This is a genomic window from Martelella lutilitoris, assembly GCF_016598595.1.
GTDB lineage: Bacteria > Pseudomonadota > Alphaproteobacteria > Rhizobiales > Rhizobiaceae > Martelella > Martelella lutilitoris_A.
Map to the genome: position 1 here is coordinate 3,221,261 of NZ_CP066786.1, position 26,195 is coordinate 3,247,455.

General features: G+C 62.3%; 24 protein-coding genes. 7 read left to right on the forward strand and 17 right to left on the reverse strand.

Features of this window, described 5'->3' with window-relative positions; all coding sequences use genetic code 11:
- Positions 1-153 precede the first annotated feature (153 nt).
- Positions 154-429 (forward strand): helix-turn-helix transcriptional regulator, encoded by a 276-nt coding sequence (locus JET14_RS15505; RefSeq protein ID WP_200334667.1) that lies wholly within the window; start codon positions 154-156, stop codon positions 427-429.
- On the opposite strand, the gene JET14_RS15510 is transcribed toward JET14_RS15505, so the two are convergent.
- The 12 genes from JET14_RS15510 to ubiE all read right to left on the reverse strand — a co-directional run bounded on the left by JET14_RS15510 (position 395) and on the right by ubiE (position 14,490).
- Complete coding sequence (locus tag JET14_RS15510; RefSeq protein WP_200334668.1) at positions 395-1,651, reverse strand: tyrosine-type recombinase/integrase; 1,257 nt, start codon at positions 1,649-1,651, stop codon at positions 395-397. The genes JET14_RS15505 and JET14_RS15510 overlap by 35 nt on opposite strands.
- Before the next feature lie 294 nt (positions 1,652-1,945).
- Entirely contained in the window at positions 1,946-3,511 is a 1,566-nt protein-coding gene (gene guaA / locus JET14_RS15515; RefSeq protein WP_200334669.1) for a glutamine-hydrolyzing GMP synthase, read from the reverse strand.
- A 37-nt stretch (positions 3,512-3,548) separates the two neighbouring features.
- Entirely contained in the window at positions 3,549-4,178 is a 630-nt protein-coding gene (locus tag JET14_RS15520; RefSeq protein ID WP_200334670.1) for a 5'-methylthioadenosine/S-adenosylhomocysteine nucleosidase, read from the reverse strand.
- The gene (locus tag JET14_RS15525) at positions 4,179-4,631 is read right to left on the reverse strand and encodes a PaaI family thioesterase (protein ID WP_200334671.1); all 453 of its coding nucleotides are present in this window, start codon (positions 4,629-4,631) and stop codon (positions 4,179-4,181) included.
- Positions 4,632-4,692: 61 nt separating this feature from the next.
- Positions 4,693-5,148, reverse strand: coding sequence for a TspO/MBR family protein (locus tag JET14_RS15530; RefSeq protein ID WP_200334672.1), 456 nt, complete (start codon positions 5,146-5,148; stop codon positions 4,693-4,695).
- A 43-nt stretch (positions 5,149-5,191) separates the two neighbouring features.
- Positions 5,192-6,277 (reverse strand): DUF1513 domain-containing protein, encoded by a 1,086-nt coding sequence (locus tag JET14_RS15535; protein ID WP_246750342.1) that lies wholly within the window; start codon positions 6,275-6,277, stop codon positions 5,192-5,194.
- Between the two features lie 5 nt (positions 6,278-6,282).
- Positions 6,283-7,371 carry an imelysin family protein gene (locus JET14_RS15540; protein ID WP_246750343.1) on the reverse strand — a complete coding sequence of 363 codons (1,089 nt, stop codon included), beginning with the start codon at positions 7,369-7,371 and terminating at the stop codon, positions 6,283-6,285.
- Positions 7,372-7,385: 14 nt separating this feature from the next.
- Positions 7,386-8,915 carry a di-heme oxidoredictase family protein gene (locus JET14_RS15545; RefSeq protein ID WP_200334676.1) on the reverse strand — a complete coding sequence of 510 codons (1,530 nt, stop codon included), beginning with the start codon at positions 8,913-8,915 and terminating at the stop codon, positions 7,386-7,388.
- A gap of 62 nt (positions 8,916-8,977) precedes the next feature.
- Positions 8,978-10,264: an imelysin family protein gene (locus tag JET14_RS15550; RefSeq protein WP_200334678.1), complete on the reverse strand. Its 1,287-nt coding sequence runs from the start codon at positions 10,262-10,264 to the stop codon at positions 8,978-8,980.
- A 151-nt stretch (positions 10,265-10,415) separates the two neighbouring features.
- A complete protein-coding gene (locus tag JET14_RS15555; RefSeq protein WP_200334680.1) occupies positions 10,416-11,711 on the reverse strand; it encodes an RsmB/NOP family class I SAM-dependent RNA methyltransferase in 1,296 nt (431 codons plus the stop codon).
- Between the two features lie 403 nt (positions 11,712-12,114).
- A complete protein-coding gene (gene ubiB, locus JET14_RS15560; RefSeq protein ID WP_200334682.1) occupies positions 12,115-13,704 on the reverse strand; it encodes a 2-polyprenylphenol 6-hydroxylase in 1,590 nt (529 codons plus the stop codon).
- A gap of 9 nt (positions 13,705-13,713) precedes the next feature.
- Positions 13,714-14,490, reverse strand: a complete 777-nt coding sequence (ubiE, locus tag JET14_RS15565) for a bifunctional demethylmenaquinone methyltransferase/2-methoxy-6-polyprenyl-1,4-benzoquinol methylase UbiE (RefSeq protein WP_200334683.1) — start codon at positions 14,488-14,490, stop codon at positions 13,714-13,716.
- Positions 14,491-14,630: 140 nt separating this feature from the next.
- On the opposite strand from ubiE, the gene mutM reads away from it, so the two are divergent.
- Positions 14,631-15,521, forward strand: coding sequence for a bifunctional DNA-formamidopyrimidine glycosylase/DNA-(apurinic or apyrimidinic site) lyase (gene mutM / locus JET14_RS15570; protein WP_200334684.1), 891 nt, complete (start codon positions 14,631-14,633; stop codon positions 15,519-15,521).
- A 14-nt stretch (positions 15,522-15,535) separates the two neighbouring features.
- Here mutM and JET14_RS15575 read toward each other — a convergent pair whose 3' ends face one another.
- Positions 15,536-16,528, reverse strand: coding sequence for a 2-hydroxyacid dehydrogenase (locus JET14_RS15575; protein ID WP_200334685.1), 993 nt, complete (start codon positions 16,526-16,528; stop codon positions 15,536-15,538).
- A 326-nt stretch (positions 16,529-16,854) separates the two neighbouring features.
- Here JET14_RS15575 and rpsT point away from each other — a divergent pair, with 326 nt between their 5' ends.
- The gene (rpsT, locus tag JET14_RS15580) at positions 16,855-17,121 is read left to right on the forward strand and encodes a 30S ribosomal protein S20 (protein WP_200334686.1); all 267 of its coding nucleotides are present in this window, start codon (positions 16,855-16,857) and stop codon (positions 17,119-17,121) included.
- A gap of 858 nt (positions 17,122-17,979) precedes the next feature.
- Complete coding sequence (gene dnaA, locus JET14_RS15585; RefSeq protein WP_432443088.1) at positions 17,980-19,470, forward strand: chromosomal replication initiator protein DnaA; 1,491 nt, start codon at positions 17,980-17,982, stop codon at positions 19,468-19,470.
- Between the two features lie 101 nt (positions 19,471-19,571).
- Here dnaA and JET14_RS15590 read toward each other — a convergent pair whose 3' ends face one another.
- Genes JET14_RS15590 through JET14_RS15600 form a run of 3 tightly spaced genes read right to left on the reverse strand, consistent with a single transcriptional unit; the run spans position 19,572 to position 21,470 of the window.
- Complete coding sequence (locus JET14_RS15590) at positions 19,572-19,928, reverse strand: hypothetical protein (protein ID WP_200334688.1); 357 nt, start codon at positions 19,926-19,928, stop codon at positions 19,572-19,574.
- The gene (locus JET14_RS15595; RefSeq protein WP_200334689.1) at positions 19,921-21,210 is read right to left on the reverse strand and encodes a phage head spike fiber domain-containing protein; all 1,290 of its coding nucleotides are present in this window, start codon (positions 21,208-21,210) and stop codon (positions 19,921-19,923) included. The genes JET14_RS15590 and JET14_RS15595 overlap by 8 nt, the downstream gene beginning before the upstream one ends.
- Positions 21,207-21,470, reverse strand: coding sequence for a spike base protein, RCAP_Rcc01079 family (locus JET14_RS15600; RefSeq protein WP_200334690.1), 264 nt, complete (start codon positions 21,468-21,470; stop codon positions 21,207-21,209). The genes JET14_RS15595 and JET14_RS15600 overlap by 4 nt, the downstream gene beginning before the upstream one ends.
- A 111-nt stretch (positions 21,471-21,581) precedes the next feature.
- Here JET14_RS15600 and xseA point away from each other — a divergent pair, with 111 nt between their 5' ends.
- Positions 21,582-23,066 (forward strand): exodeoxyribonuclease VII large subunit, encoded by a 1,485-nt coding sequence (gene xseA, locus JET14_RS15605; protein WP_200334691.1) that lies wholly within the window; start codon positions 21,582-21,584, stop codon positions 23,064-23,066.
- 70 nt (positions 23,067-23,136) lie between these two features.
- Here xseA and JET14_RS15610 read toward each other — a convergent pair whose 3' ends face one another.
- Positions 23,137-24,393, reverse strand: coding sequence for an aminopeptidase (locus tag JET14_RS15610; RefSeq protein ID WP_200334692.1), 1,257 nt, complete (start codon positions 24,391-24,393; stop codon positions 23,137-23,139).
- A gap of 182 nt (positions 24,394-24,575) precedes the next feature.
- On the opposite strand from JET14_RS15610, the gene JET14_RS15615 reads away from it, so the two are divergent.
- On the forward strand, positions 24,576-25,364 hold the full coding sequence (locus JET14_RS15615; protein WP_200334693.1) for a hypothetical protein: 789 nt from the start codon (positions 24,576-24,578) through the stop codon (positions 25,362-25,364).
- A 241-nt stretch (positions 25,365-25,605) separates the two neighbouring features.
- Complete coding sequence (locus tag JET14_RS15620) at positions 25,606-26,193, forward strand: hypothetical protein (RefSeq protein ID WP_200334694.1); 588 nt, start codon at positions 25,606-25,608, stop codon at positions 26,191-26,193.
- Positions 26,194-26,195 lie beyond the last annotated feature (2 nt).

Consider the following 26,195-nt stretch of genomic DNA (forward strand, 5'->3'; position numbering starts at 1 on the left):
ATAACTGCGTGGACGGTTATGGGAGGCGTTTCTTCCAAGACCAATCCGATTTGCACGACATAGCGCGATATTACCGCACAAGCGCCTGCAAGGACTTTTCACATTCAGCTTCTATCGCTTTCTATGGTTCTCATGATGATCGGAGGACATAGAATGAACACTCCAAATTTTCGTCGAACGATTCGGCGCCAGCAGCTACGTGAAATGGTCCCTTTGGCTGACAGCACCATTTATGAAATGGAGCAGCGTGGCGAGTTTCCCCGCCGGTTTGCGCTCTCTCCGCGTTGCGTCGTTTGGGACTTGGCTGAAGTCGAAGCTTGGCTGATGGCAAGGCGGGCGGCACCGATCCGGCGCGCCCAACACCCCGATGTCACCAGGCGTAAAACCCGCCCCGTCAAAGGGCAGGATCAAGCTCCATCAAGGGCATAGCTTGCGGCAAAAGCGTGGGAGCATACTTCCGGCCATCGATCCAGGCATCCACAGTATCCGCCCACTGCTGCATCATATGCCGGCGCTGCACTTCATACTCGGCCTTGTTATAAACGCCGCGCGATGAGCGCCCGTCCTCGTGCGCCAAGCACTTTTCGATCCAATCGCTGTTAAAGCCCAATTCGTTTAGCAGCGTCGACCCGGTGCGCCGCAGATCGTGCACGGTGAACGGCTCCAGCGGCAACCCCTCCTTCTTGGCCTGTGCGACGACAGCGTAGGTGATACGGTTAAAGGTCGCGCGAGACATGGGAGCATCAGCGTCGTACCGGGACGGCAAAAGATATCGGGAGTTGCCGGAGCAGGTCTTGAGCGCGATCATGATGTCCAACGTCTGTCGGCACAGGTAGACGTTGTGCGGCTTCGACCGCTTCATGCGCTCCTTTGGTATCGTCCAGACAGCGTTGTCGAAATCGATCTCGTCCCACACCGCGTCCTGCAACTCGCTCTTTCGGACCATGGTCAGGAGGAAGAGCTTCATACCGAGGCGGATCGTTGGCAGCGTCGCGACATGCTCGAGTTGCTTGAACATGATGCGGATCTCGGCGGGCGACAATGCGCGGTCTTTCGGCGTAAAGGTGGCGATTGAGGCCGGACCGACGTCATCGGCCGGATTAACGACCTTTTCGCCGTGCAGAATTGCATAGCTGTAGATCTGCTTCAGGATATCCCGCACATGGATAGCCGTTGCAGGCGCACCTCGTTCGACGATCTTGCCGCAGTGGGCACGCAGGTCATCAGGTGTGATCTCCGTCAGAAGACGATTGCGCCAGACGGGCATCAGTTCGCGTTCGAAGATGGAGCGCCGCATCGCGCGCGTGCTGTCGGCCATGGTTGCGTTCGTCAGCCACTTCTCGCCGAACTGACCGAAGCTCTTCGCTTCCTTGATCCGGCGCTTCTCCCGCTGCTTCTCAATGGCAGGAGACCGCCCCTCGGCAATTGCGCGCCGTGCGTCGATGCATAGCTCGCGAGCCCTGGCGAGCGATATTCCGTCACGGGCATACCTACCGAGATAGACGGTCTCTCGCCTGCCGTTCAGCCGATAGTCGAGCCTGAACGAGATGGCACCCGATGGCGCGACGCGCACATACATGCCGTCACGATCGGATACCTTGTACATTTTGGCTTTTGGTCTCAAACACTTAAGTGCTGCATCGGTCAACATTTCGGGCCTCCTAACGGAAAAGTACCGTCACGCGGTTTTTGGAGGCCGTCAGCGTCGAAAACACTTTTAATTCAGCGTCTTAGATCAAGAAAAGTACCGTCACGAGCCTCATTGCTCCTGACGGTACTTTCGTTTTTCCGTTTGATCAATGGGGGCGAGGCCCGTCAGCGAGGCTGCCAAACGCGATCTATGCCCACCGATAGATGTCGATAGGCATAGAAGGAATTTATTTTTATTTTCAGTCAGTTAGATCGCATTTCAGCGCGAAGTAGGCGGCGTTCGGATGGGTCTGAATCATTCCCACTCGATGGTCCCCGGCGGCTTCGAGGTCACGTCGTAGACGACGCGGTTGATGCCGCGGACTTCGTTGATGATGCGGGTCGCAGCCTTGCCGAGGAAGTTCATGTCATAATGGTAGAAATCCGCCGTCATGCCATCGACCGAGGTCACGGCGCGCAGTGCACAGACATATTCATAGGTGCGGCCATCGCCCATCACGCCGACGGTCTGCACCGGCAGAAGCACGGCGAAGGCCTGCCAGATGACGTCGTAGAGGCCGTTTTTGCGGATTTCGTCGAGATAGATCGCGTCGGCCTCGCGCAGGATGTCGAGCTTTTCCTTCGTCACGCCGCCGGGGCAGCGGATCGCAAGGCCGGGTCCCGGGAAAGGGTGACGGCCGATGAAGCTGTCGGGCAGGCCGAGCTCCTTGCCGAGCACGCGGACCTCATCCTTGAACAGTTCGCGCAAGGGTTCGACAAGCTGCATGTTCATGCGCTCGGGCAGGCCGCCGACATTGTGGTGCGACTTGATGGTGACCGAGGGGCCGCCCGAGAAGGACACGCTTTCGATCACATCGGGATAGAGCGTGCCCTGGCCGAGGAAATCGGCGCCGCCGAGCTTTTTCGCCTCGTCCTCGAAGGTTTCGATGAACAGGCGACCGATGATCTTGCGCTTGGTTTCCGGATCGGCAACGCCCTCAAGCTCGCCAACGAAACGGTCGACCGCATCGACATGAATGAGGTGCAGATTGTAGTGCTCGCGGAACATCGCGACCACTTCATTGGCCTCGTTTTTGCGCATCAGCCCGTGGTCAACGAGGATGCAGGTGAGCTGGTCGCCGACCGCCTCGTGGATCAGGAGTGCGGCAACGGATGAGTCGACGCCGCCGGACAGCGCGCAGATCACGCGTTTGTCGCCGACCTGATCGCGGATCTTCTGCACCATTTCGGCGCGGTAGGCCGCCATCGACCAGTCGGATTTCAGGCCGACGATCTTGTGCACGAAATTGGAAAGCAGCCGGCCGCCGTCGGGCGTGTGCACCACTTCCGGGTGGAACATGGTGGTGTAGTAGCGCTTCTCCTCGTTGACGCAGATGGCAAAGGGCGCGTGCGGCGAGACGCCGATCACCTCGAACCCTTCCGGCGCGCGGGTGACGCGGTCGCCGTGGCTCATCCATACCGGATATTTCTTGCCGACATCCCAGATGCCCTCGAACAGCGGCGAGGCCTTCAGGATCTCGACATCGGCGCGGCCGAATTCCGCGGCGTGGCCGCCTTCCACGGTTCCGCCGAGCTGCACGCACATGGTCTGCTGGCCGTAGCAGATGGCGAGGATCGGCACGCCGCTGTCGAACACCGCCTGCGGCGCGCGCGGAGAGCCGTCCCGCGTGACGGAATCCGGCCCACCGGAGAAGATCACGCCCTTCGGCTTCAGCCGCTCGAACCCCTCCTCGGCCTTCTGGAACGGCACGATCTCGCAGAACACGCCGGTCTCGCGCACGCGACGCGCGATCAACTGCGTGACCTGGCTGCCGAAATCGATGATCAGGACGGAATCGGGATGGGAGATGTCTGCGGTCATGGGAGGCCTTCCGCTCGATGAAAGCTAAAAGCTGCGTTTAGAGGGGAATCGCGCCCGTTTCAATGGCGCTTTCCAGCCGATCGACGGCATGGCTGAGTTTTTCATCGATGATATGGAGATATTGCGTCCAGTCATCGACGTGTTTGGGCTCTTCCCGGCCATCGGAAATGCCTCTGAGGCCGACCAGCGGCACGCCAAAGACCTGACAGGCGCGCAGCAGCGCGAACGTCTCCATGTCCACCATCTCGGCGTCGATTGCCTCATAGGCCGCGCCCGAGACGATATTGGCGCCCGTCGAGAGGCGCGCGGACGGCAGGCCGGGGATGGTGAACGGCAGCGGAACTTCGGCCGGGATATCCAGAAACGGCGTCCGGCCTTTCTCGAAACCGAGCGGCGAGGCATCCATGTCGCGAAAGGAGACCGAGGCGGCCTGATAGATCTCCGTCTGCTCCAGCGTGGCCGAACCGGCCGAACCGAGCGACACGACGAGCGCCGGCAGCCTGCCGGCCGCGGCAGAGATGGTGAGCGCCTTGGTCAGCGAAATCGCGGCCTCGACCGGGCCAACGCCCGCCATCAGCGGCGAAATCCGCGCCTTCAGCCTTTCGCCATATTCGGCCTCGGCCGCCATCACGAAGAGAACGTCCTTTCCGGCAACCCGATCGAGCATCTACCCCTGGAACCCTTCCCGGTCGCGCACGACCATGCATGTGCCGGACATGGAGGCGATCAGCTTCGCCGGACCGTCCTCGCCGATCGCATAACCGCGCCCGTCGGTGACGATGATGTTTGTGCCGGGCTTCGTCACCTCGCCGCGAAACAGGAACCGCCCGGCGCGCCCCGGCGACAGGAGGTTGACCTTGAACTCGATGGTGAGCAGCGAGGCATCGGTGTCGACCATCGTATAGGCGGCATAGGTGCAGGCGGTCTCGAGCCCCGTCGCGATCACGCCCGCATGGAGAATGCCGTGCTGCTGCGTCAGTTTCTGATCGAACGGCAGCTCGATTTCCACCACGCCGTGGCTGATGCGGGTCAGCTCCGCCCCGAGCATCTCCATCGCGCCCTGGCTTGCAAAACTGTTCATGATCCGGGCGTGAAAATCGCCGTGCTCGAAATTCGCCATGCCTCACCTCGTCTTGCGCCAAAGATTGGCACGGTCGCCTATTCCCAACAAGCGGGAAAGATCAATTGAGGTAAACGATCGAGGCGTTGAGCAGCGTGGCGAAGGCGACCCAGGCCGCATAGGGCACGAAGAGCACGGCCGAAGGCCGGTCCTTGCCCCAGGTGCGGGCGATGAACAGAAGGATGCCGGCAAGGAGCGCGACCACGACCACGAGCGCCGCGGCCGGCATTTCCATGCCGAAGAAGAGCGGCGACCAGGCAAGGTTCAACACCAGAAGCGCCGACCAGAGCGTCAGCGCGCCGGAGGTTTGCGGCCGGGCGATGAAAAGCCGCGCGCCGGCCCAGCCGATCAGCACATAGAGCAGGCTCCAGGCGGGCGCGAAGACCCAGTTCGGCGGATTGAAGGGCGGCTTGGCGAGCGACTGGTACCATTCGCCCGGCACATTGACGATACCGACAATGAAACCCGCAATGACGACACCGACGATGAAGACGGCATGGATAAGAATGTTTTTCATGGCGAGACCGATCTAGCGCGCGAAACCCTGTTGTCCAGTCGACCTATTCATTCAGGCGCTGGATATGCTGATCGAAAGCGACATCATGATGGCGGCCCTTGAACGACCCGCCATAGGTGCCGACGGCAAAGCCATGGTCTGCCGCCGCAATGCCCGCCGCATCGGCAAGAACGCGCGAAGAGCGCATCTGACCGGTCGCCTCGTCAACGCTTGCCACCATCCCCTTGCCCTTCGGAGAGGAAAGGCCGATCAGCCCGTCGCGCGGATTATAGGCGATGGCGCCGACATAATTGCCAAGCCCGATGGTGATATCGTCCGGCAGTTCGGCAAAGGTGAGCGCCTCGCCGGGGGAAAATCGGCCGACGAGCGGCGGCAGCGCATTGCGCGGGCCTTCATACTGGCAGGCGAACCACACGCGTCCCTTTTCGCCGATTGCCAGATGCCGTGTCGAAAGCTGGCGAAGATCGGCCGGCAGCGCATGTTTTTCGACAAGCGTGCCGGACGCCGCATCGATCAGGGCCAGCGACGGCTCCATATGGTCGAGATTGAGCTTGGTGCGGCCGAAATCCGGATGGGTCTCGATGCCGCCATTGGCCGCCACCAGAAAGCGCCCGTCCGGCGAGACCGCCAGATCATGCGGGCCGATGCCATAGGTCGGATATTCGCCGATCCTGAGATAGCCATCGCGGCGATCATAGATGCCGATCACGCCGCAACGGTTTTCGAAATCATTCTCGCTGGCATAGAGAAACCGGCCATCCGGCGAAAACGCCCCGTGGCCGTAGAAATGCCGGTCGGCAACGGAATTGATGAGGAACTGCCCGCCGCTGCCATCCGGTGAAAACACCAGGATGAAGGTGCCGGGCCGGCGGGCGAAGGCCGCGACCTCACCCGTTGCGGGCGACGCGGCGAGACCGTGGATGCGGTCGGGCAGTTCGATCTCGGCGATGAAATCACCCGCCTCGCTCATCAGCGCCAGCGCGAAACTGCGGTCGGGCCTGCGGATGCCGGTGGCATAGACCGCGTCGGCGCGCGACAGAGCGAAGGCGGAGGCCGGTGCGAGACCCGCCAGAAAGGCGGCACCCGCCGCCTTGACGAAACTTCGACGGTCAAGGAGCGGCGAGCGCATGAACATCAATCCCCGTCGGAGAAGGAAAAGCCCGCGCCAAGTCCGATCGCGCCGCCATAGCGGTCGTTGAGCCTCAGGATCAGGTCCTTGGTGTTGATCAGCAGGTAATCGAGCTTGGCACGCTGGTCGGAATCCGACAGCACGACCTCGATATCCGGGTTCATGTTGCCGACCACGCCCTCGACCGAGGAGAACAGGAAGTTGATGGAAGAGACGATGGAGCGCACGTCTTCATCGAGCAGATCAACCATCTCCGATTCGTTCAGGAGCGCCTGCAGTCCCTCCAGGTTGGCGAGAATCGACGGCCAGGTGTTTTCCGAGCGCCAGTAGATCGCGCGGGTGGGAATATTCGGGCCCTCCTCGCCGCGATAGAAATACTCGATCCGATAGTCGCGCACGGTTTCCATGCCGTGCACCAGCACGCCGAGCAGCGCCGTCAGCGCCTCGTCATTCGTGCGGAACAGCGGGTTGTCAGGCCCCGGTTTCTTCCAGTGGGCAGCGACCCCATCGGGCGCATCCCACTCTTCCGCCAGTTCGCCGGCAATCGTGTCGATGTTCTCCGCAATCGCAGCGCCATAGCGGCAGCGATAGCTCTCCGGCGCATCGAACATCGTCTCGTATTGCGTGCCGAACAGCACGAATTCGAGCGCCAGCAATCCCTGCATGGCGACGCTCTTTTCCGGCAGGTAATCGGGACCGGTGGCGGTTTCATCCTCTTCGATGATGGCCGCCTGGACTTGCTTGAGCCCGATGCTCTTGCGGTCGGGGTAGAAGAGAATACGCTCGAACCGGTGGTCGTCGATAACCGGGCCGGTGCGCACGATCTCGATATGCGACCATGCGCTGACCAGTTCGTCAAAAGCCGCCTCAGCCTCCCCATAGGTCGCCTCGTCCGGCGTGGCGCAGAAGGCGCCCATTGCCGAGGCCATGGCGCCGGAGGCTTCTTCGAAGGCGTGATAGCCGGGACGGATAAAACCGTCGACGGCCTTTTCCAATACCATCGGCACGGCGTCCTCGTTCATGGCCCGCGCACTGCCGGTTCCCAGCGGCAAGGCAAGAAGGACGGCGAAGGCGGTTCCGGCAAGATGTCTCACAACAACTCCATGTCTCAAAGCGATTCCAGGAATGTGATCAGTGCGTCTCGGTCCTCTTTCGAGGCATTGGCGAAATTGTCGCGCGCATCCTGCGCCTCGCCGCCATGCCACAGGATCGCCTCGGTGCGGTCGCGCGCCCGGCCGTCATGCAGGAAGAAGGAGTGGCCGCTGACAACCTCCGTCAGCCCCGTGCCCCAGAGCGGTGCGGTGCGCCATTCATAGCCATCGGCGACACCCACCTGCTGGTGATCGGCAAGCCCCTCGCCCATGTCATGCAGCAGGAAATCGGAATAGGGCCAGATCAGCTGGAAGCGATGGGCCGCGTTTTCCGCATCGCGGCTGGTGACGTATTTCGGCGTATGGCAGGCGGTGCAGCCGGCCTCGTAGAACACCTGCTTGCCGCGCAGAACCTCGGGATCGTCGACATCGCGGCGGGCGGGCACGGCGAGGTTTTCGGAATAGAAAGTAACGAGTTCCATCACCGGATCGGGCGCCTCGCTGTCGCCAAGCCGCGCCTGGGCGCCGTGCGGCATTGCCAGGCAGTCGGCCTCCGTCTCGGAGCAATCGCCCCAATGGTTCGGCGCGTCCGGCGAGGAAATGCCGATATCGCCGGAAAAGGCGCCGGAGGACTGGTCGCGCACGCTGGCATTCTGCGCCTTCCAGCCGAAGCGGCCGAGCTTGACCTCGCCGGTCCTGTGATCGCTGACGATCGCCGGACGACCGGAAATGCCGTCGCCGTCCGCGTCATCGGGATCGGCCTGAGACAGGATATCCGCCGGATGGATCGCCTGGATCAGCCCCATGCCGATCATCTGGTTGGCAATGCGCGGCGAAAGCGTCGTGTCCTCGCCCATCGGGCCATAGGCCAGATCGGTCACGCTATAGGTCGGCTCGCGGAGCGAAACGACCGTGCCGTCGCCGAGCGTCACCGGCTTTTCCGAATAATCGATCTTCATATGACCTTCGGCGGAAAGGCCCGGCACGGCGAAATCCTGGAACTGGCCGCCATAGACTTCGTCAGGAAAATTGATGGTCTCGTAACTATCGATGCGCGCCTGCTCCTCCGGCGTGCGGGCGGGCCGCGCGAGGCGCAGGAACATCGAGGTGGCATCGCTGTCGCCTTCCGGCGGATGGCCGCGCCCGTCCTTCAAATGGCAGCTCTGGCAGGAGCGCGCGTTGAACAGCGGGCCGAGCCCGTCGGAGGCCTGCGTCGAAGACGGCGAGGAAACCCAGAACTTGCGGAACAGCGCATTGCCGAGCTTGAAGGTCTCTTCCTCGGCGAAGGTGATATTGGCGGAGGATTTGGAAAACACATCGCGGTTGACTGTGGCTTTGGTGGTCGCCGCCCCGCCCTGCATGGTCTCGAAGCGTTCGGCCTTGGAGAAGTCATCGGTCGGCTCGGTGACCTTTTCCACACGGGCCTTGTCCTTGGCATCGAGATCATCGCGCGTTTCAGGCAGCGGCCAGTCCTGGGCCAGTGCCGCAAAACCGAACAAGGCGGCAAGCGCCGCCAGAGGAAGAGTTCTCGAATACCGTATCGTCATGGTCTTTCACGTCAAAAGGAGGACGGGCCCCGCGACATGCGCGGGCCCCGCCATTGCTATTCTTATTGGAAGACAGCGTCCGGATTGTCCAGGCTGTCGGAGCCTTCCAGTTCAATCTGGCCGAGTTCAAGTGCTGCAATCGCACGCTCGATCGACGGGGTCTGCGCGATCAGTCCGTCGATGGCGGCCTGAACGGTGGCATTGCCTTGCGTATTGCCTTCGCCAATCATCTGGTCATAGGCCTCGACGTTATTGGCGCGCGACGCCATGGCTTCCATCGCCTCGACCGTGTCGACGAGCTTCGCCTTGATTTCCTCATCCAGCGCCGCGTCCTTGGCAGCAACCAGATCGGAGACCGAAGCGCCGGTCATTTCCGTGCCGTCAACGCGAACGTAGTCGCCGGTATAGGCCTGCAGGATGCCGATGACATCGTTCAGGTGCGAGGCGTGGGTGTTGTCGGAGAAGCAATCATGTTCTTCTTCCGGATCATGCAGCAGCAGGCCGAGCTTCATGCGCTCGCCGGCGAGTTCGCCATAGGAGAGCGAGCCCATGCCCGTCAGGATGGCGGCAACGCCGCGTGTCGGATCCTCGGTCACATAGGCGTAGGCCTCGCCGCCTTCTTCCCAGGCCGCCACGATATCTTCCAGATCGGAAATCAGCAGCTCGGACGCAGCCGAGAGATAGGCGGCGCGGCGGTCGCAATTGCCGTTGGTGCAATCATCGCCCGAAAGATAGTCTGTGTAGGAGCGCTCGCCCGCGCCGGCATCCGTGCCGTTCAGGTCCTGGCCCCAGAGCAGGAATTCGATGGCGTGATAACCGGTCGCGACATTGGCCTCGATACCGCCGGCCTCATGCAGCGTGTTGGCCAGAAGATCCGGCGTGATCTCGCTGGCATCGACCGGCTCGCCGTTGATCTCGATTTGCGGATTGGCGATTACATTGGCGGTGTAGAGCGTGTTCTCGTCGCTTTCCATGCCGTAGGAGGCATCGACGTAGTCGATCAGGCCCTCGTCCAGCGGCCAAGCATTGACCTTGCCTTCCCAGTCGTCAACGGCCGGATTGCCGAAGCGGTAGACCTCGGTCTGCTGATAGGGAACGCGGGCGGCAATCCATGCTTCCTTGGCGGCGGCCTGCGTCTCTTCGCTCGGGGCCTCGATGAAGGCCTGGATTGCCTTGTCGAGTTCCTGCGCCGTCGTCAGGCTGTCCTGATATTTGGCATGGGCGACACCGGCATAATGCTTGACGACCTCTTCCGGCGTCACGTCCGCCGCAAAGGCCGGCATGGCCGCAAGAGCGGTCGAGGCCGCAAAAGCGGAAAGCGCAACGCGCATGGTTGTCGTGCGTTTCATGAATCCCTCTCCTTCAATGAGTTCACGATTGGTTGATCGCGGCCTACATGAAGGAAAAACAAACTTGTGTCAAATAATCCAGTTATTGAACGAACAATAAGCAGAAAGGCCGCATATCGGCCTTGATGATCGTCAAGGCAAAGCGCTGAAATCAGGATTTCCGGACCAGAATCGCACAGAAGAACCCGTCGGTCCCGGTTGCCGCCGGCGTCAGGGTGGCAAAGCCTGCGCCGGAGACATGAGGCCGCGCCGCGACGCCGGGGAACATGGCGGGCCAGACGGTCTCGACATCCACGGCCGCAAAGCCGCTGCCCGTCTCGCCTTGCAGGAACCGCGTGATCTGATCCTGATTTTCCGCCGGCAGAAGCGAACAGGTGACGTAGACCATATGCCCGCCCGGCTTGACGAAGCGCGCGGCATCGACAAGCACCTCGGCCTGCTGGGCGGTGCGCTCCTCGAGGTTCTTCTCCGAAAGCCGCCATTTGATGTCCGGCCGGCGGCGCCAGGTGCCGGTGCCCGTGCAGGGTGCGTCGACCAGAACATGATCGAACCGCGCCTCAAGGCCGGAAAGCCCGTCCAGCGCGTCGTGGACCTGTACATTGCGCGTGCCCGCCCGCTTCAGCCGCTCGATGATCGGCGCAAGCCGGGTGCGGTCGGCGTCATAGGCGTGCACCTGCCCGGCATTCTCCATCGCAGCTGCCAGCGCCAGCGTCTTGCCGCCGCCGCCCGCGCAGAAATCAAGCGCCTGATCGCCGGCCTTCGCCCCGACCAGTTTCGCCACGATCTGCGAGCCCTGGTCCTGCACCTCGAACCAGCCCTTCTGGAAAGAAAGCTCGGCGGTGACATTGGGCAGCCGGTCCGGCCCGCTTCCGGGCGGAATGCGGATCGCCTCGGGCGCGATGCCGCCCTCGCCTGCGCCGCTGCGGACAAGGGCCTTCAACACCTTCTCGCGCGTGGCCTTCAGCGTGTTGACGCGCAGGTCCAGCGGCGGCCGCAGGTTCAGCGCTTCGGCTTCAGCCAGCCAGTTCTCGCCGAAATTCTCCTTGAAGGCCGGCAGAATCCACGCGGGCAGATCGCCGCGCACATGATCCGGTGCGTTGGCCAGGTTGCGGCTGACAAAGGCCTTGAGCGCGGCATCGGACAAGGGCTCGGGCGCGAACTTGTCGCCATCCAGCCGTTCGGCCAGCGCCTCGGGCGCAATGCCCCATTGCCGGAAGAGGACGGCATGGGCAAGGGCTGCCGAACTATCGTCATCCATGAGCCAGGCGTGGGAAAGCTTCAGCCGCAGCGCGTCATAGACGATATTGCCGATGGCCGCGCGATCGCCGGAGCCGGCAAACCGATGCGCCGTGCCCCAGTCCTTCAGCGCATTGGCAATCGGCCGCCGCCGCTCTTCGACATCCGTCAGAATTTCGATCGCGCCTTGAAGACGCCCGCCGATGCGCATGGTTATGCTCCGTGGGATGAGAATAGGCTTAGGGGCTGGTCGCACGCGTTCCATTCTCCCCCCTTGAGGGGACTATGCGGCTCATGTCGGCGTTCAGCCGCGCTTTGCCGCCGCGCTGGCGGTATGCTTTGTCCCTCCCCGCCCTCGGCGTCATCCTCGGGCTTGACCCGAGGATCCAACCCCGCAAACCAGAGCGGCAACGCAGGTTTGTTCGAGCTCGACGGCGCAATATGGCGGTGCGACCGATACGCCGCCCGCAGAGAGAGGTGATTTGATCCTCGGGTCAAGCCCGAGGATGACGCTGCGGAGGGAGGAAAGGCCGCAGAAACCTCGCCAGGGCAAGATTGAACCAAATCATGTAGGTGGCGGAGAAACGCCGCCGCACCGAAAGAACACGCCGCCATCAAAAGACCGCCACCGAAGCCACCACGGCGATATAGACCATCACCGCCGCAATCAGCCACAGCGCCACCCGGCCCGAGCGCGTATGCCGCGCTTCGGCGCGGCCGATCGCCTCGGCCGTATTCTCGTCAAAGCGCAGGCCCTTGTCGCTCATGGCGATGATCTCGTTGTGGAATTTCTCCGTTTTGTCGGCGATTTCCGGGATCGCCTCGGCGATCTTGAGCACCGCGTGCATACCCTCGCGCATGTCGGCGAGCACGCGTTTCGGGCCGAGATTTTCCTCGATCCACTTGCCGACCACGGGCTCGGAGGCCTTCCACATGTTGAAATGCGGATCGAGCATGCGCGACACGCCCTCCACCACCACCATGGTCTTCTGCAGGTTGATGAGTTGCGTCTGCGTCGACATCTCGAAAATCTCGGTGATCTCGAACAACAGCGTCAAAAGCTTGCCCATGGAGATCGTCTCGGCCGACTGGCCATGGATCGGCTCGCCAATGGCGCGGATCGCCTGGGCAAAGGATGCCTTGTTGTGGTGCGCGGGAACATAGCCCGCCTCGAAATGGGCTTCCGCCACGCGCATGTAATCGCGCGTGATGAAACCGTAGAGGATCTCGGCGAGCACCCGCCGTTCCTTCTTTCCGAGCCTGCCGACAATGCCCATGTCGACGGCGACAATCATGCCGTCATTGTCGACGAAGAGATTGCCGGGATGCATGTCGGCGTGAAAAAAGCCGTCGCGCAGCGTGTGGCGCAGGAAAGACTGGATCAGCGTGACCGCCAGTTCCTCCAGGTTATGCCCTGCCTTCTTCAGCCCTTCGAGGTCCGACATCTTGACGCCGTCGATCCATTCCATGGTGACGACATCTCGGCCGGTACGCTCCCAGTCCACCTTCGGCAAGCGGAAACCGGGATCCTCGGCCGTGTTCTCCGTCATCTCGGAAATGGCCGCCGCCTCGAGCCGCAAGTCCATCTCGATCTTGGTGGTCTGCTCCAGCGTGCGGGTGATATCAACCGGGCGCAGCCGTCGGCTGGAGCGGATGAAGCGCTCCTGCATGCGCGAGACCAGATACATCGCGCCGAGGTCTTCCTGAAAGCGCTGGCGGATGCCGGGGCGGATCACCTTGACGGCGACCTTCTGCCGGCAACCGTCGCGATCCAGCACTTCGGCCGGATGCACCTGCGCGATCGAGGCGGCAGCGATCGGATCGCCAAACGATGTGTAGAGCTCCTCGACCGGGCGACCGAGCGAATTGCGGATTGTCGCCTTCGACGCCTCGACCGAAAAGAACGGCATGCGGTCCTGCAACTGCGCCAGATCATTGGCGAAGCCATCGCCGACCACATCAGGCCGGGTCGCGAGGAACTGGCCCATCTTCACATAGGAGGGACCGAGCCGCGAAATCGCCTTGCCCAGGCGGTCGGAACGGTCCTTCTTGCGCGCGCTCGGCCGGGCAAACGGCACGAGAAGCGCCTTCACCAGCCGCGCATAGGCCGGCAGGCCTTCCGACGGCAGCGCGTTGATCACGCCTTCGCGGGCCAGCACCCAGCCAACGCCGAGCAGATTGAAATAGGATCGTAACGCGCCCATGAGCCGTGCCTAAAGCTTCCAGCCTGAGTGAAGGGCGGCAATGCCGCCCGAATAATTGGTGAATTTGACGCGCGAGAAACCGGCGCGCTCGATCATCGCGGCAAAATCCGTCTGGCTCGGGAACTTGCGGATCGATTCGACCAGGTACCGGTAAGGCTCGCCGTCGCCGGCGACCGCCTTTCCGACGAGCGGAATGGCATGGAAGGACCAGGCCTCGTAGACCTTGTCGAGGATCGGCGCCTCGACCTCGGAAAATTCCAGCACCAGAAGCCGCCCGCCGCGCTTCAAGACGCGGTAGGCTTCAGACAGCGCCTTGTCGATATGCGGCACATTGCGGATGCCGAAGGCGATCGTATAGGCATCGAAGGTCTTGTCGTCGAACGGCAGGTCCTCCGCATTCGCCTCGACGAAGGTGAGGTTGCGGGAAAGCCCCTTCTTCGCCGCCCGCTCCTCGCCGACGGCAAGCATCGAGCCGTTGATGTCAAGCACCGTGGCCCGCGCCAGCCCGCGCGAGGCCTTGACGACGCGAAACGCGATATCGCCCGTGCCGCCGGCAACGTCGAGCACGCGGTAATCCGGGTTCGGCGGCGGATTGAGCGCGCTCACCATGCCGTCCTTCCAGGCGCGGTGCAGGCCTGCCGACATCAGGTCGTTCATCATGTCGTAGCGCTTGGCGACCTTGTGGAAGACGTCGTTGACGAGCGGCTGCTTTTCGCCATCAGCGACGTCCTTGAAGCCGAAAGAGGTTTCCATGCCGCCCTGCGCACCGGTCCGGCTTTCAGCCATATTCGCACCTATCTGTTACCCGATTGAAATTTCAGGCGAGCATAGCGAAAGCCGAAACCTTGCGCTATTGCTGTCGCCCGCCGACAGTGCGGCTATAAACCGAAACGGAATAAAGCGAAACGCCAAAGGCTTAAAATAAGATGCCGGAACTGCCCGAAGTCGAAACCGTCCGCCGCGGACTGGCGCCCGCCATGGAGGGTCGCCGGATCGAGAAGCTCGTTCTCAACCGCGCCGACCTTCGCTTTCCCTTCCCCGAAAACCTTGTCGATACTGCGGCGAACAGAACCATTGTCGCCCTGGGGCGAAGGGCGAAATACCTGCTGATCGACCTCGATGACGGCACCACAATCATCGCCCATCTCGGCATGTCGGGTTCCTGGCGCGTCGAGGAGGAGGACGATGCCCACCTGCCGGGCCGGTTTCATGCGCCGCGCAACGTCAAGGCGCTGCATGACCACGTGATCTTTCACCTTTCCGGCGCTCCGGCGCGGCGCATTGTCTACAACGATCCGCGCCGTTTCGGCTTCATCAAGCTTGCGCGCAAGGCAATGCTGGAAGCAGACCCGGCCTTTGCCGACCTCGGACCGGAGCCGACCGGCAACAGTCTCGATGCCGATTTCCTCGCCACTCGCTTTGCCGGCAAGACGCAAGCCGTCAAATCCGCACTCCTCGACCAGCGCAATATCGCCGGCCTCGGCAATATCTATGTCTGCGAGGCCTTGTGGCGCGCGCGGCTTTCGCCCTTTCGCGCCGCGGGCCGCCTCGTCACGCCGAGGGGAAGGCCGAAGGAAGGGCTGAAGAGGCTTGTCCCGGCAATCCGCGCCGTCATTGCCGAGGCGATCGAGGCCGGGGGCTCGACGCTGCGCGACCACCGCAGGACGGACGGCACGCTCGGCTATTTCCAGCACTCCTTTTCCGTCTACGACCGCACCGGCGCGCCCTGTCCGCATGAGGACTGCGGCGGCACGGTAGCCCGCGCCGTGCAGGCCGGCCGCTCGACCTTCTATTGTCCGGCCTGCCAGAAGGGATGATGGGATAGAACGCTCTATCGCCGGTCGATCGGATGGAGCGCCGCGCCCTTTTCCTCGAAGGCGGTGAGGTTGCCGATCGTGGTATGGGCAATGTTATAGAGCGCCTCCTCGGTGAAGAAGCCCTGATGACCGGTGATCAGCACATTGGGAAAGGTCAAAAGCCGGGCGAAGATATCGTCGCGGATGACGGTGGAGGAGAGGTCGCGGAAGAACAGGTCCTCCTCTTCCTCATAGACATCGAGCGCCAGGGCGCCGATTCGCCCCGACTTCAGCCCCTCGATGACGGCGAGCGTATCAATGACGCCGCCGCGGCTGGTGTTGACCAGCATCCTGCAGCGCTGCATGGCGGCGATCGCATCCTCGTCGATGAAATGCCGCGTCTCCGGCGTCAGCGGGCAGTGCAGCGTGATGATTTCCGAACGCTCGAGCAATTCGTCCTTTTCGACATAGCGCGCGCCGAGCGCGATGGCCTCCTCGCTCGGATAGGGGTCGAAGGCAAGGATCTTGCAGCCGAAACCGGAAAAGGCCCGCATTACGTTGCGGCCGATCCCGCCGGTTCCGACCACGCCCACCGTCTTGCCGTGCAGGTCGAAGCCCAGAAGCCCGTTCAGCGCGAAATTGCCTTCCCGCACCCGGTTATAGGCGCGGTGGATCTTGCGGTTCAGCGTCATCACCAGCGCCAGCGTGTGTTCGGCAATGGCATAGGGCGAATAGGAGGGCACCCGGGCGGTCGCCATCTGCAAATGATCGGCGGTCGTCAGATCGAGCCGGTTGAAGCCCGCGCATCTGAGCGCCACGAGCTTGACCCCGGCCTCTTTCAGCTCTGACAGCGTCGAGGCGCCGAGATCGTCATTGACGAAGGCGCAGACGGCCTTGGAGCCTGCGGCGAGCTTGGCCGTCGGCGCATGCAGCGGCGCCTCCGTGAACACCAGGTCATGACGCCCCTCATTGGCGGCTTTGAGGAATTCCTCGTCATAGGGCTTGGCCGAAAAGACTGTGACGCGCATGTTGCTGTACCCTTTGCCTTCTGTCTTGTGCCGGGGCCGAAGGGGCCTCCGCGGCTCTTAATCCTTCATGAAGTTTAGAACTGACCGGCGCAATGGCAATGGCGCGACACGCCGCAGCAGGAGCATTGCGGCGAGAGGCCAGCGGCAGCGGCGGGTCTTTTCTTCAATTGTTCATTGACGGACCGTCCGTTTGCCTTTATATGCCCGCACCACAGTGTTGAAAGCTGCAAAGCTTCATCGATTGCTCCCGGCAGAAAAGCGACCCTGGCCTTTGACGGCGCGCCGCCGATGCCGGAGCTTGCGACCACATTCGAAGAGAGACTTATATGGCCAATACAACTTCGGCGAAAAAGGCGACGCGCAAAATGGCCCGCCGTACCGCCATCAACAAGTCCCGCCGCTCGCGTGTTCGCGGCTTCGTCCGCAAGGTCGAGGAGGCGCTCGCAGCCGGCAATCTCGATCAGGCGAAGGAAGCGCTGAAGGCCGCCGAGCCGGAAATCGCCCGCGCCGCCAGCAAGGGCGTCCTGCATCGCAATACGGCCTCGCGCAAGGTTTCGCGTCTCGCTCAGCGGGTCAATGCACTGAGCGCCTGAGAGCGAACAGGTATCAGCTTTTTTAAGAACCCGGCCCCTGGCCGGGTTTTTTGTTTTTCTTCATAGGCTTGCCCTTCATGACAATCGCGTTTCAGCCACATGTCACAAAAATGACGACTTTTTTAACGTGATTTCAATAGGTTGCGGGAGGAAGGTCACATTTCAACCAATTTTGGCCCGAATTCGCGCCCCCGAAACGCGTCAAGAGATTTTATTTTTTCGACCCCGAATCGGCTCCGAAAAATGAGCGCCTTCTGAATCTAGTTGATTCAAAAGCGATTCTTTTGAGAGCCCGGCAAGCGAGTCAAAATCGCCCCCTTGAGTCAATGCGAGCGGCAGCGATTCGCGTAAAATTCCTTGTTGAAATTGACGGCCGTTCTTGCCTAAATGCTTCCCACATCAGCGGACGGATTGAGCTCCCGACCTTGTCGGGAGGGGCGCGTTCTCCAGGAGCGTGTTGTCTTCCTGAAGCTGGAAGCGAGGTCGTTTTGGCTTCGTCCTTCCAACAATCATAGGTTGCACATCGGATTTCTTCGTGAAATCCGGTTCGGTTATTGTGTGCCTTTTTCAGGCCGGAAAGCAAGTGGGGACCAAGACGGACGAGAACGACTGACCGGACACTTTGCGGCCAGCATCACCCTTTACGAGGAAGGGCGCTGGCTTGTGCAGGGATTGTCCCAAGCCCGGCTTTGACCCGGGCAGTTTCAACGAAAGGCCCCTGACCGGGGTCAAAGGGAAAAACGGGCCGCTAGCGCAAAAAGCGCTTGCGCCTGTGTGATGACTTTCGAAAGGCGGCAAGGAATGAGAACGAGGACGGTGACTTCGAGCCCTGAGCAGGGTGCAGGCGCTTCAGAGGTCTTGAAAGGGGAACATGATGAAGCACCGGACGCGGCCTTGAGTACCGACAATCAGTTTTTCGAGCGCTTCTGCACGGCGCTCAAGGCTCATGTGGGCGCCGATGTCTATGCAAGCTGGTTCGGGCGGCTGAAGCTGCACTCCTCTTCAAAGAGCGTTATCCGTTTCTCGGTCCCGACCGCATTCCTCAAGTCGTGGATCAACAACCACTATCTCGACCTGTTATGCGAACTGGCACGCTCCGAGCGCCCGCAGGTGCTCAAGGTCGAGGTGCTCGTGCGTTCGGCAACGCGCGCCCAGCGTCCGCAGGTTCCCGAGGAAAAGCCGAAGCCGGTGCTGCCCCAGCAGACGGCCGCCGTGCGCCCGGTTCCCCGCGCCGTCAACGACCAGCCGCTGATGCCCGAGCCCGAGGGCGGGTCTGCGCGGGGCGCGGCGCAGGGCCCGAGAACCGTTTTCGGTTCGCCGCTCGATCCCTTCTTCACCTTCGACAGCTTCGTCGAGGGCTCGTCGAATCGGGTGGCCTTCGCCGCGGCCAAGACCATTGCCGAATCCGGCATGGCGGCGGTCCGGTTCAATCCGCTTTTCATCCACTCCTCAGTGGGCCTCGGCAAGACTCACCTTCTGCAGGCCATTGCCAACGCCGCTCTCGCCTCCCCTGACAAGCAGCGCGTGGTCTATCTGACGGCCGAATACTTCATGTGGAAGTTCGCCACCGCGATCCGCGACAATGACGCGCTGACACTGAAGGATTCGCTGCGCAATATCGATCTTCTGGTCATCGACGACATGCAGTTCCTGCAGGGCAAGATGATCCAGCACGAGTTCTGCCATCTGCTGAACACGCTGCTCGACAGCGCAAAACAGGTCGTCGTCGCCGCCGACCGCGCGCCCTGGGAACTCGAATCGCTCGATCCGCGCGTGCGTTCGCGGCTCACCGGCGGCGTCTCGCTCGAGATCGAGGCCCCGGATTATGCCATGCGGTTTGAAATGCTGAAGCGCAGGCTCGCCCTCGCCCGCCAGGAAGACCCGTCGATCGATATCGCCGCAGACGTCCTGGACCATGTCGCCCGCAAGGTGACGGCGAGCGGCCGCGAACTGGAAGGCGCGTTCAACCAGCTTCTGTTCCGCCGCTCCTTCGAGCCGGACCTTTCGATCGAACGGGTCGACGAGTTGCTGGTGCATCTTGTCGGAACGGGCGAACCGAAGCGGGTGCGTATCGAAGACATCCAGCGCGTGGTCGCCCGACATTACTGCGTGACGCGCCAGGAACTTGTTTCCAACCGCCGCACGCGGGTGATCGTCAAGCCGCGGCAGATCGCCATGTTCCTGGCGAAAACCATGACCCCGCGCTCCTTCCCCGAAATCGGTCGCCGCTTCGGTGGACGCGATCATACGACCGTTCTGCATGCCGTGCGCAAGATCGAGGATCTTCTGGAAAAGGACCAGAAGCTCTCGCAGGAAGTCGAGTTGCTGAAGCGGCTGATCAACGAATAGCTCCGCTGCTGCCTGCGGCAGACATCAGGGAGCGTTCCAGTTGATGCGCGGATAGGATGATCGGAAATGGCGGCCCGACGGGTCGCCATTTTTCATTTTCATCAGGCGAAGCGCTCGGCCGGCGTTTGCGGCGCCGGCGTGACCACATGCGCCGCCAGTTCCGCCGGCAGCGCCTCGGCCTCAGTCAGGCGGAGATTGACGTGGTAGCCGGCGACGGCCACCATCTCCGCATGCGCATTGCCATCGCCGTCCATCCGCGTCTCCCCGGTCGGAGCGTAGACGAGACCGTCGCAGGCCGCGCCGACAGGCTTGAGCGCCAGCATCCCTGCCGGAAGGCCGGTGTCACGATAGGCAAGGCGGGCCTCGCCCTCTTCTTCGTACGGGACCGTTACACCGGCTGCATTGAGTGCGGCCAATGCCTCGGCATGGTCTTCGAACTTCAGAAACACATCACGCATAGGGCGCCGCCTTCGCTTGCAGATCTGCATCGGTCATCCGGAACGGCCAGATCACCAGTTGATCGTACCAGCCGGCGGCAAAGCGGTCGGCTGTCGTCGCGTTCTCGTCGCGGCCGAGATAGATCTTGGCTGTGTCGCACAGAAGATCTCGGCTTTGGGAAACGACGGCGTTGCCCTTGTAGGAACCGCCGATCGTGTCGTCGGCCCTGTCGAAACGAAAGGCAGCGCCTGCGCGCGGCAGCGGCTTGGCGAGCCCGGACGCAAGAGCCACCGTCTGGTCGACCAGAAGATCTGGTCCGGAAAAGCCGAGCAAGGGATAGTAGCTTGCCCCGCCCATGATCCGGCCGACAGATCCGACAAGGCCTTCAAATTGAACCAGCAGGGAGGCCTTGTCCCGCTGAAGAAGCGCGGCAACAGGATCGCTCAGCCGCGCCTTGTCGGCCGGCCGGGTGACGGCGCTGCCGCCGCTTGTGACGATCGGAGAGCTTGTCACCGCGGACTGCTCGAACTGAGGAAGGATGAAGTACACCACCGCGCCGGGTCGTGCCCGGACGCTGAAGGTCGCACCGGTCGTTGTTGCGTATCCGTCGAGCGTCACCCGCTGATAGGCGGCATTCGTAAAACTGGGGCTGTTGACCACACCGCTGATACGCAGATAGCCCTCGCCCGCCGCCGCGCGCACATAGGCCGAGATCGAGTGAAGTGCCGTGTTGCCCGCGTCCCCCGCCGCAACGGCAAAGGCATCCGCCGTCCCGGCCGTGTTGTCCAGCCTGTAGACCTTTCCGGACGCGCAGACCTCGGAAAGCCCTGCGGCGGACAGGGCAGCCGTATCGTCAACGACCGAAAGCACAGCCGGCGCGCCGGAGCCGCCCATGCCGGTCAGATCGGTCGGATTGGCATTGTTGCACAGCACCTTGTTGGTTGCTGGTCCTTCGAGCAGCAATTGTTGCCGCCCGTTGGTGTGGTCGAAGCGCGGCATGTTTGCCGCCGCGATCCTGAGCATGCCGCCAGGACCGACATAGGTGGCACTGCCGGGGCGGGTGAAAGAGACCATACGATCGAAGGGAACGGCGGAGAGGATCGCCAGTTCGGACGGTGACGCCGGAGCGATGCCGGATAACGGGATACGCGTCAGGGCATACTGGCTGCCGGCAAAATCGAGCACCGCTGCCGGTCCGAAATTCCCGCCGCCGGCCGCGTCGGCTCGAAGCTCCGGCGCGACCTGAAACCCGCCGGCGCCCCGATCAGCGCCCGGCACGGATATTTCGTTCGCGATCCTCATACCAGCCCCACCAGTGCGCCTGCTGTCGTGCCGGTCACAAGCACATGGCTGATGCGAACCGGCAGAACGAAGCCGGAGGGTAGGTTTTCGAATGTCACCGTTTCCCCGGAGATCAGGGTTGCGGTCATGCTGCCGCCGATGCCGACATAGATGGCCCGCGTGACCTCTTCCAGCGGAACGGCGTCATCCGGCGTGATCTCGAAACCGTCATAGGCCGGGCTCGTCGGCGTGGCGTTGCGTGAGGAAAAACGATCTGTCATGGCAGTTCTCCTGTTGGACGTTGATTTCGGAGAGTCTGCCAGAGCCGCAGCGGGCGGGGATTTCAGGGGATCAACGGTGAAAGACGGGGATCAATCGGCTAGACTGAAACCATGAGCAATCTTTTTGACGCCGAATCAGCCACGAACCTGACCGAGTTTACCGTTTCCGAGCTCTCCGGCTCGATCAAGCGCACGGTGGAGGACCGGTTCGACCGCATTCGCCTGCGCGGCGAAATTTCGGGCTTTCGCGGCCAGCATTCCTCGGGACATGCCTATTTCTCGCTGAAGGACGAGCGCGCGCGCATCGACGCGGTCATCTGGCGCGGCGTATTCTCGGGCCTGAAGATCAAGCCTGAGGAAGGAATGGAGGTGATCGCGACCGGCAAGGTCACCACCTTCCCCGGCGCCTCGAAATACCAGATCGTCATCGAATCGCTGGAGCCCGCCGGCGCCGGCGCGCTGATGGCGCTCCTGGAGGAACGGCGCAGGAAGCTTGCTGCGGAAGGTCTGTTCGACGCGGAGGCCAAGAAGCCGATCCCCTTCATGCCGCGCGTCGTCGGCGTCGTCACCTCGCCCACCGGCGCGGTCATCCGCGACATTCTCCACCGCATCACCGATCGCTTTCCGGTCCATGTCGTCGTCTGGCCGGTCAAGGTGCAAGGCGAGGGTTCGGGCGATGCCGTGGCCGCTGCCATTCGCGGCTTCAATGCGCTGGCGCCGGACGGCCCGATCAGGCGGCCGGATGTGCTGATTGTCGCGCGCGGCGGCGGTTCGCTGGAAGACCTCTGGGGCTTCAACGACGAGGCCGTGGTGCGCGCTGCCTATGAAAGCGATATCCCGCTGATTTCCGCCGTCGGTCACGAGACCGACTGGACGCTGATCGACCATGCCGCCGACTACCGCGCGCCGACCCCGACGGGCGCTGCCGAACGCGCGGTTCCGGTGAAAGCGGAACTCGTCGCCGACCAGGCGCGGCAGGCCGCGCGGCTCTCCTCGGCCATGACGCGGCTCATGGATTTCCGCCGCCAGACGTTGACCGGCCTTGCCCGTGGCCTGCCCTCGCTCGACCAGTTGCTCGCCCTTCCCCGCCGCCGTTTCGATGAGGCCGCGCTGCGGCTCACGCGGGCGCTGGAACTCAACACAATCAACAAGCGCCGGACATTCGAGCGCAGCGCCTCCGGCCTTTCCGGCATGCCGCAGCGGCTTTCGATGATGATGGCGCGCGACCGCGAACAGGTTTCGGTTCTGGCGGCGCGTGCCGACACGGCGATCTCCGCAAACCTCAAGGCTCACCGCGCAGCGCTCTCCGGCCAACACCGCGTGCTGAATTCGCTGTCCTACAAGAATGTGCTCGCGCGCGGCTTTACCGTGATCCGCGACGAGGAAAACAAGCCAATCTCCCGCGCCGAGGGACTCAGTCAGGGAAAACCCGTCGAAATCGAATTCGCCGATGGTCGCGTCAGCGCTGTGACAGGAGAAAGTGCTGCCGCAACCGCAGAGCCGGCAAAGGAAACGGCAACGCCAGAAAAGCCTAAGCAGCCGCGGAAGAAGCCAGCCGCCAAAACAAAACCGCCCGAACAGGGCAGCCTGTTCTGAGCGGCGTCTTATACGGTCGCAGCCCCGGCCCGGAGCCGGGGTTGCATCAAGGGCAGAGCTGAACGCGCCCTCAATCAGCCCACTCGCCGCCGCGCATCACCGGCGTGGCGTTGCCCTCGGCATCGAGCCCGTCAATGTCGATCTTGTCCGAGCCGATCATCCAGTCGATGTGGATCAGCGAGGAATTGCCGCCCCTGGCCGCAATCTCTTCGGCGGAAAGCTTGTCGCCGTCGATGAAGCATTTCGAGTAGCACTGGCCGAGCGCGATGTGGCAGGAGGCGTTCTCGTCGAACAGCGTGTTGTAGAACAGGATGCCGCTTGCCGAAATCGGCGAGGAATGCGGCACCAGCGCCACTTCGCCGAGACGGCGCGCGCCTTCGTCCGTATCCAGCACCTTGTTCAGGACGTCGCCGCCCTTGGCGGCCGCGGCATGGACGATCCGCCCACCCTCGAACTGAACGCGGATATCGTCGATCAGCGTGCCCTGATGCGACAGAGGCTTGGTCGAGGAGACATGACCTTCCACCCTGAGCCGGTGCGGGGTGGTGAACACTTCCTCGGTCGGGATGTTCGGATTGCAGATGATGCCGTTCTTGGCCATCGAAGCGCCGCCGCTCCATTCGTGCTCGTCGGCAAGCCCGATGGTGAGATCGGTGCCCGGCCCGGAATAGCGCAGCGCCGAGAAACGCTTGCCATTGAGCCAGGCGGAACGGGCATGGAGATTGTCGTTATGCTCCTTCCACGCGGCGACCGGATCCGGCTGGTCGACACGGGAAGCCGCAAAGATCGCCTTCGCCAGTTTCGCCACCGCCATGGCGTCCGGGTCATCGGGAAACACAGTCTTGGCCCAGGCCAGAGAGGGATAGGAGACGATGTTCCAGTTGATGTCGAAACCGGCGATCTTTTCCAGTGCGGGCTTGTAGGCGGTCGAATTCGCCCTGTTGGCGCGCGAGACCTTTTCCGGGTCCTGGGCTGCAAGCAGCATCGGGTCATCGCCGGCAATCGCCAGCCGCGCGGCGCCGCGCTCATAGGCCATGCCCATGCCCTCGTAGAGCCAGTTCGCCGCCTTGTCGAAACTCGCATCGTGGGCGTTTTCGAAACGCTCGAGCGCTGCCTGCGGATCGGAGAAGATCGTCGTCACCACGCCCGCGCCGGCCCGGTAGGCATGGCGGGTGATCAGCCGCGTCAAGGGCTGCGCCTCGATCGGCGCGGTCATCACCAGATCCTGCCCTTCCGCCAGATTGATGCCGACATGCACCGCCACTTCCGCCAGTTTTTCCAGCGCTTTGAGATCGATGGGATGGGGAAGTCTGGTCTCGACGGTCATGAGGGCCTCACGCAGTTGGTTTGTCTTGAGACCTATCTAGTGTGGTTTGGACAAGAATTGAAGCGCCGTCGCGATACAAACGAGGGACCTTTCGCCCACCGTGCATCGCTTGACACGTGATTGAAAATCGCCTCAATTCAACCCTGGGTAACATTTCCATCAGTGAGGGGAGACGGCAAGGAATGTCCTTTCGATCAAAAGCTCTGGCGCTCGGTCTTTTCGCGGCTCTTTTCTCGGCAGCCGGCCCGTTGGCCGCCAGTGAACCTTCCTGGTCCTTCGATGAACACCCACAACCCTACGGCGACCAGCTTGCCCCTTCCGAAAGGGATCTTCTCCGCCAGGCAGACGATCTGGACTGGCCGCGACGCTGCCCCGCCCGGCTTCAGGCGGCATTCGCCATCTACAAGGCGCATTATCCGGACTACGCCGCCGGCGCTCCGACCGATGTCGCCCTCAAACGGTGGATGGATTACATGGTCAGCCTTGGCAGCAATGACGCGAGCGGCTGCGTGGTCGGCCTGCTGGAAGTCGCCATTGATGACCTTCTTTTCGATGAGGGGCCTTTTCCCGACCTCTTTTGCGGAAAGCTCGCGAGGGAACCGGCATCCGAGGCCGAACAGCGTCTGTCAACGCTGCTGGCGAAAATGACGGAATATGCCGAAACGCTGAACAGGGACGCCGTCGAGGCCTTCCTCCGGCTCGGGGAGGACACGGTGACGACGCGGTTCAATCCGGATATCCGCTATTTCCTCGAACGCACGCTCGCCTGGCAGACCGGCAAGCCCCTTTCGCCGGAATTCAGGGAGATCGTGATCGCTGATATGGGGCAGGAAAGGTTCGATGAGGTCGAAAAGGCCTATGGGCGGAACGATCTCCGCGGGGTGATCGAAACCTCGCCGGAATGCGCACCGTGGTCGGACGAGATCGTGCCGAAAGAGGCGCCGGATGTTGAGACAATATGGAGGCGTTAACCTGACTGGTCTTGTTGACCGAGCGCCACAGGAATTTGCGGGGAGAAGCTTGCTGCGTTCATTGTCTGCCGCTTGTCTGTTTCTGTTCGCGGCGTTCTTACCGGTCCAGGCAACCGAAAACTGGTCTTTCGCAGACCACCCTCACCCGGACTTTACCGAAGAATACAGCGCAGAAGAGGACGCCATGATTGCCGATCTGGAAGCTGTCGGGAACAGATTCAGAAACTGCGCAGCTCGCATTATGTTCGAGTATCTGATCTACAACAGACGCTATCCCGAATTCGCATTCACGCACGCGTTCAACGATGGACTGGAAGCCTGGAAGGTCCATGTCCTCAAGACAGACCGCGCGGCCTCGGCATTCTGCATCGTCCTTGAGGCCACCGAAGAACTGCGCACACTCTATTCCTACGATTACGCAACGCCGCCCGACGGGCTGTTCTGCGGCAAACGCGGACGTTTGCCCGAAACGTCGGTCGATTTCAGGATCTACAAGCTTCTTGAAAGGCTCGTCAGCTATGCCGCGACCGGCCACTATTTCGCGCTTCCGGCACTTGCGGAGGTCGAGGATTGGTCCGACATCCGGCTCAATCCTGATATCCGCTATTATGTCGAAGCCCGGCAGGCACGCCGCTACGGCAACGAGCCGGCGCCGATCCTGCGCGACACCGTAATCGCGCTTCAGGGCAAGGACCGGCTCGCCTTTGTCGAAGACGCCATCAAGCGCAATGACCTCTACGCCGTGATCGAGACCAGCCCGCCCTGCTCGGACTTCGCGCCCGAAGCGCTGGCAAAGGCGCGCGAGGCAGCGCGGGGCGATCCGATCTGACC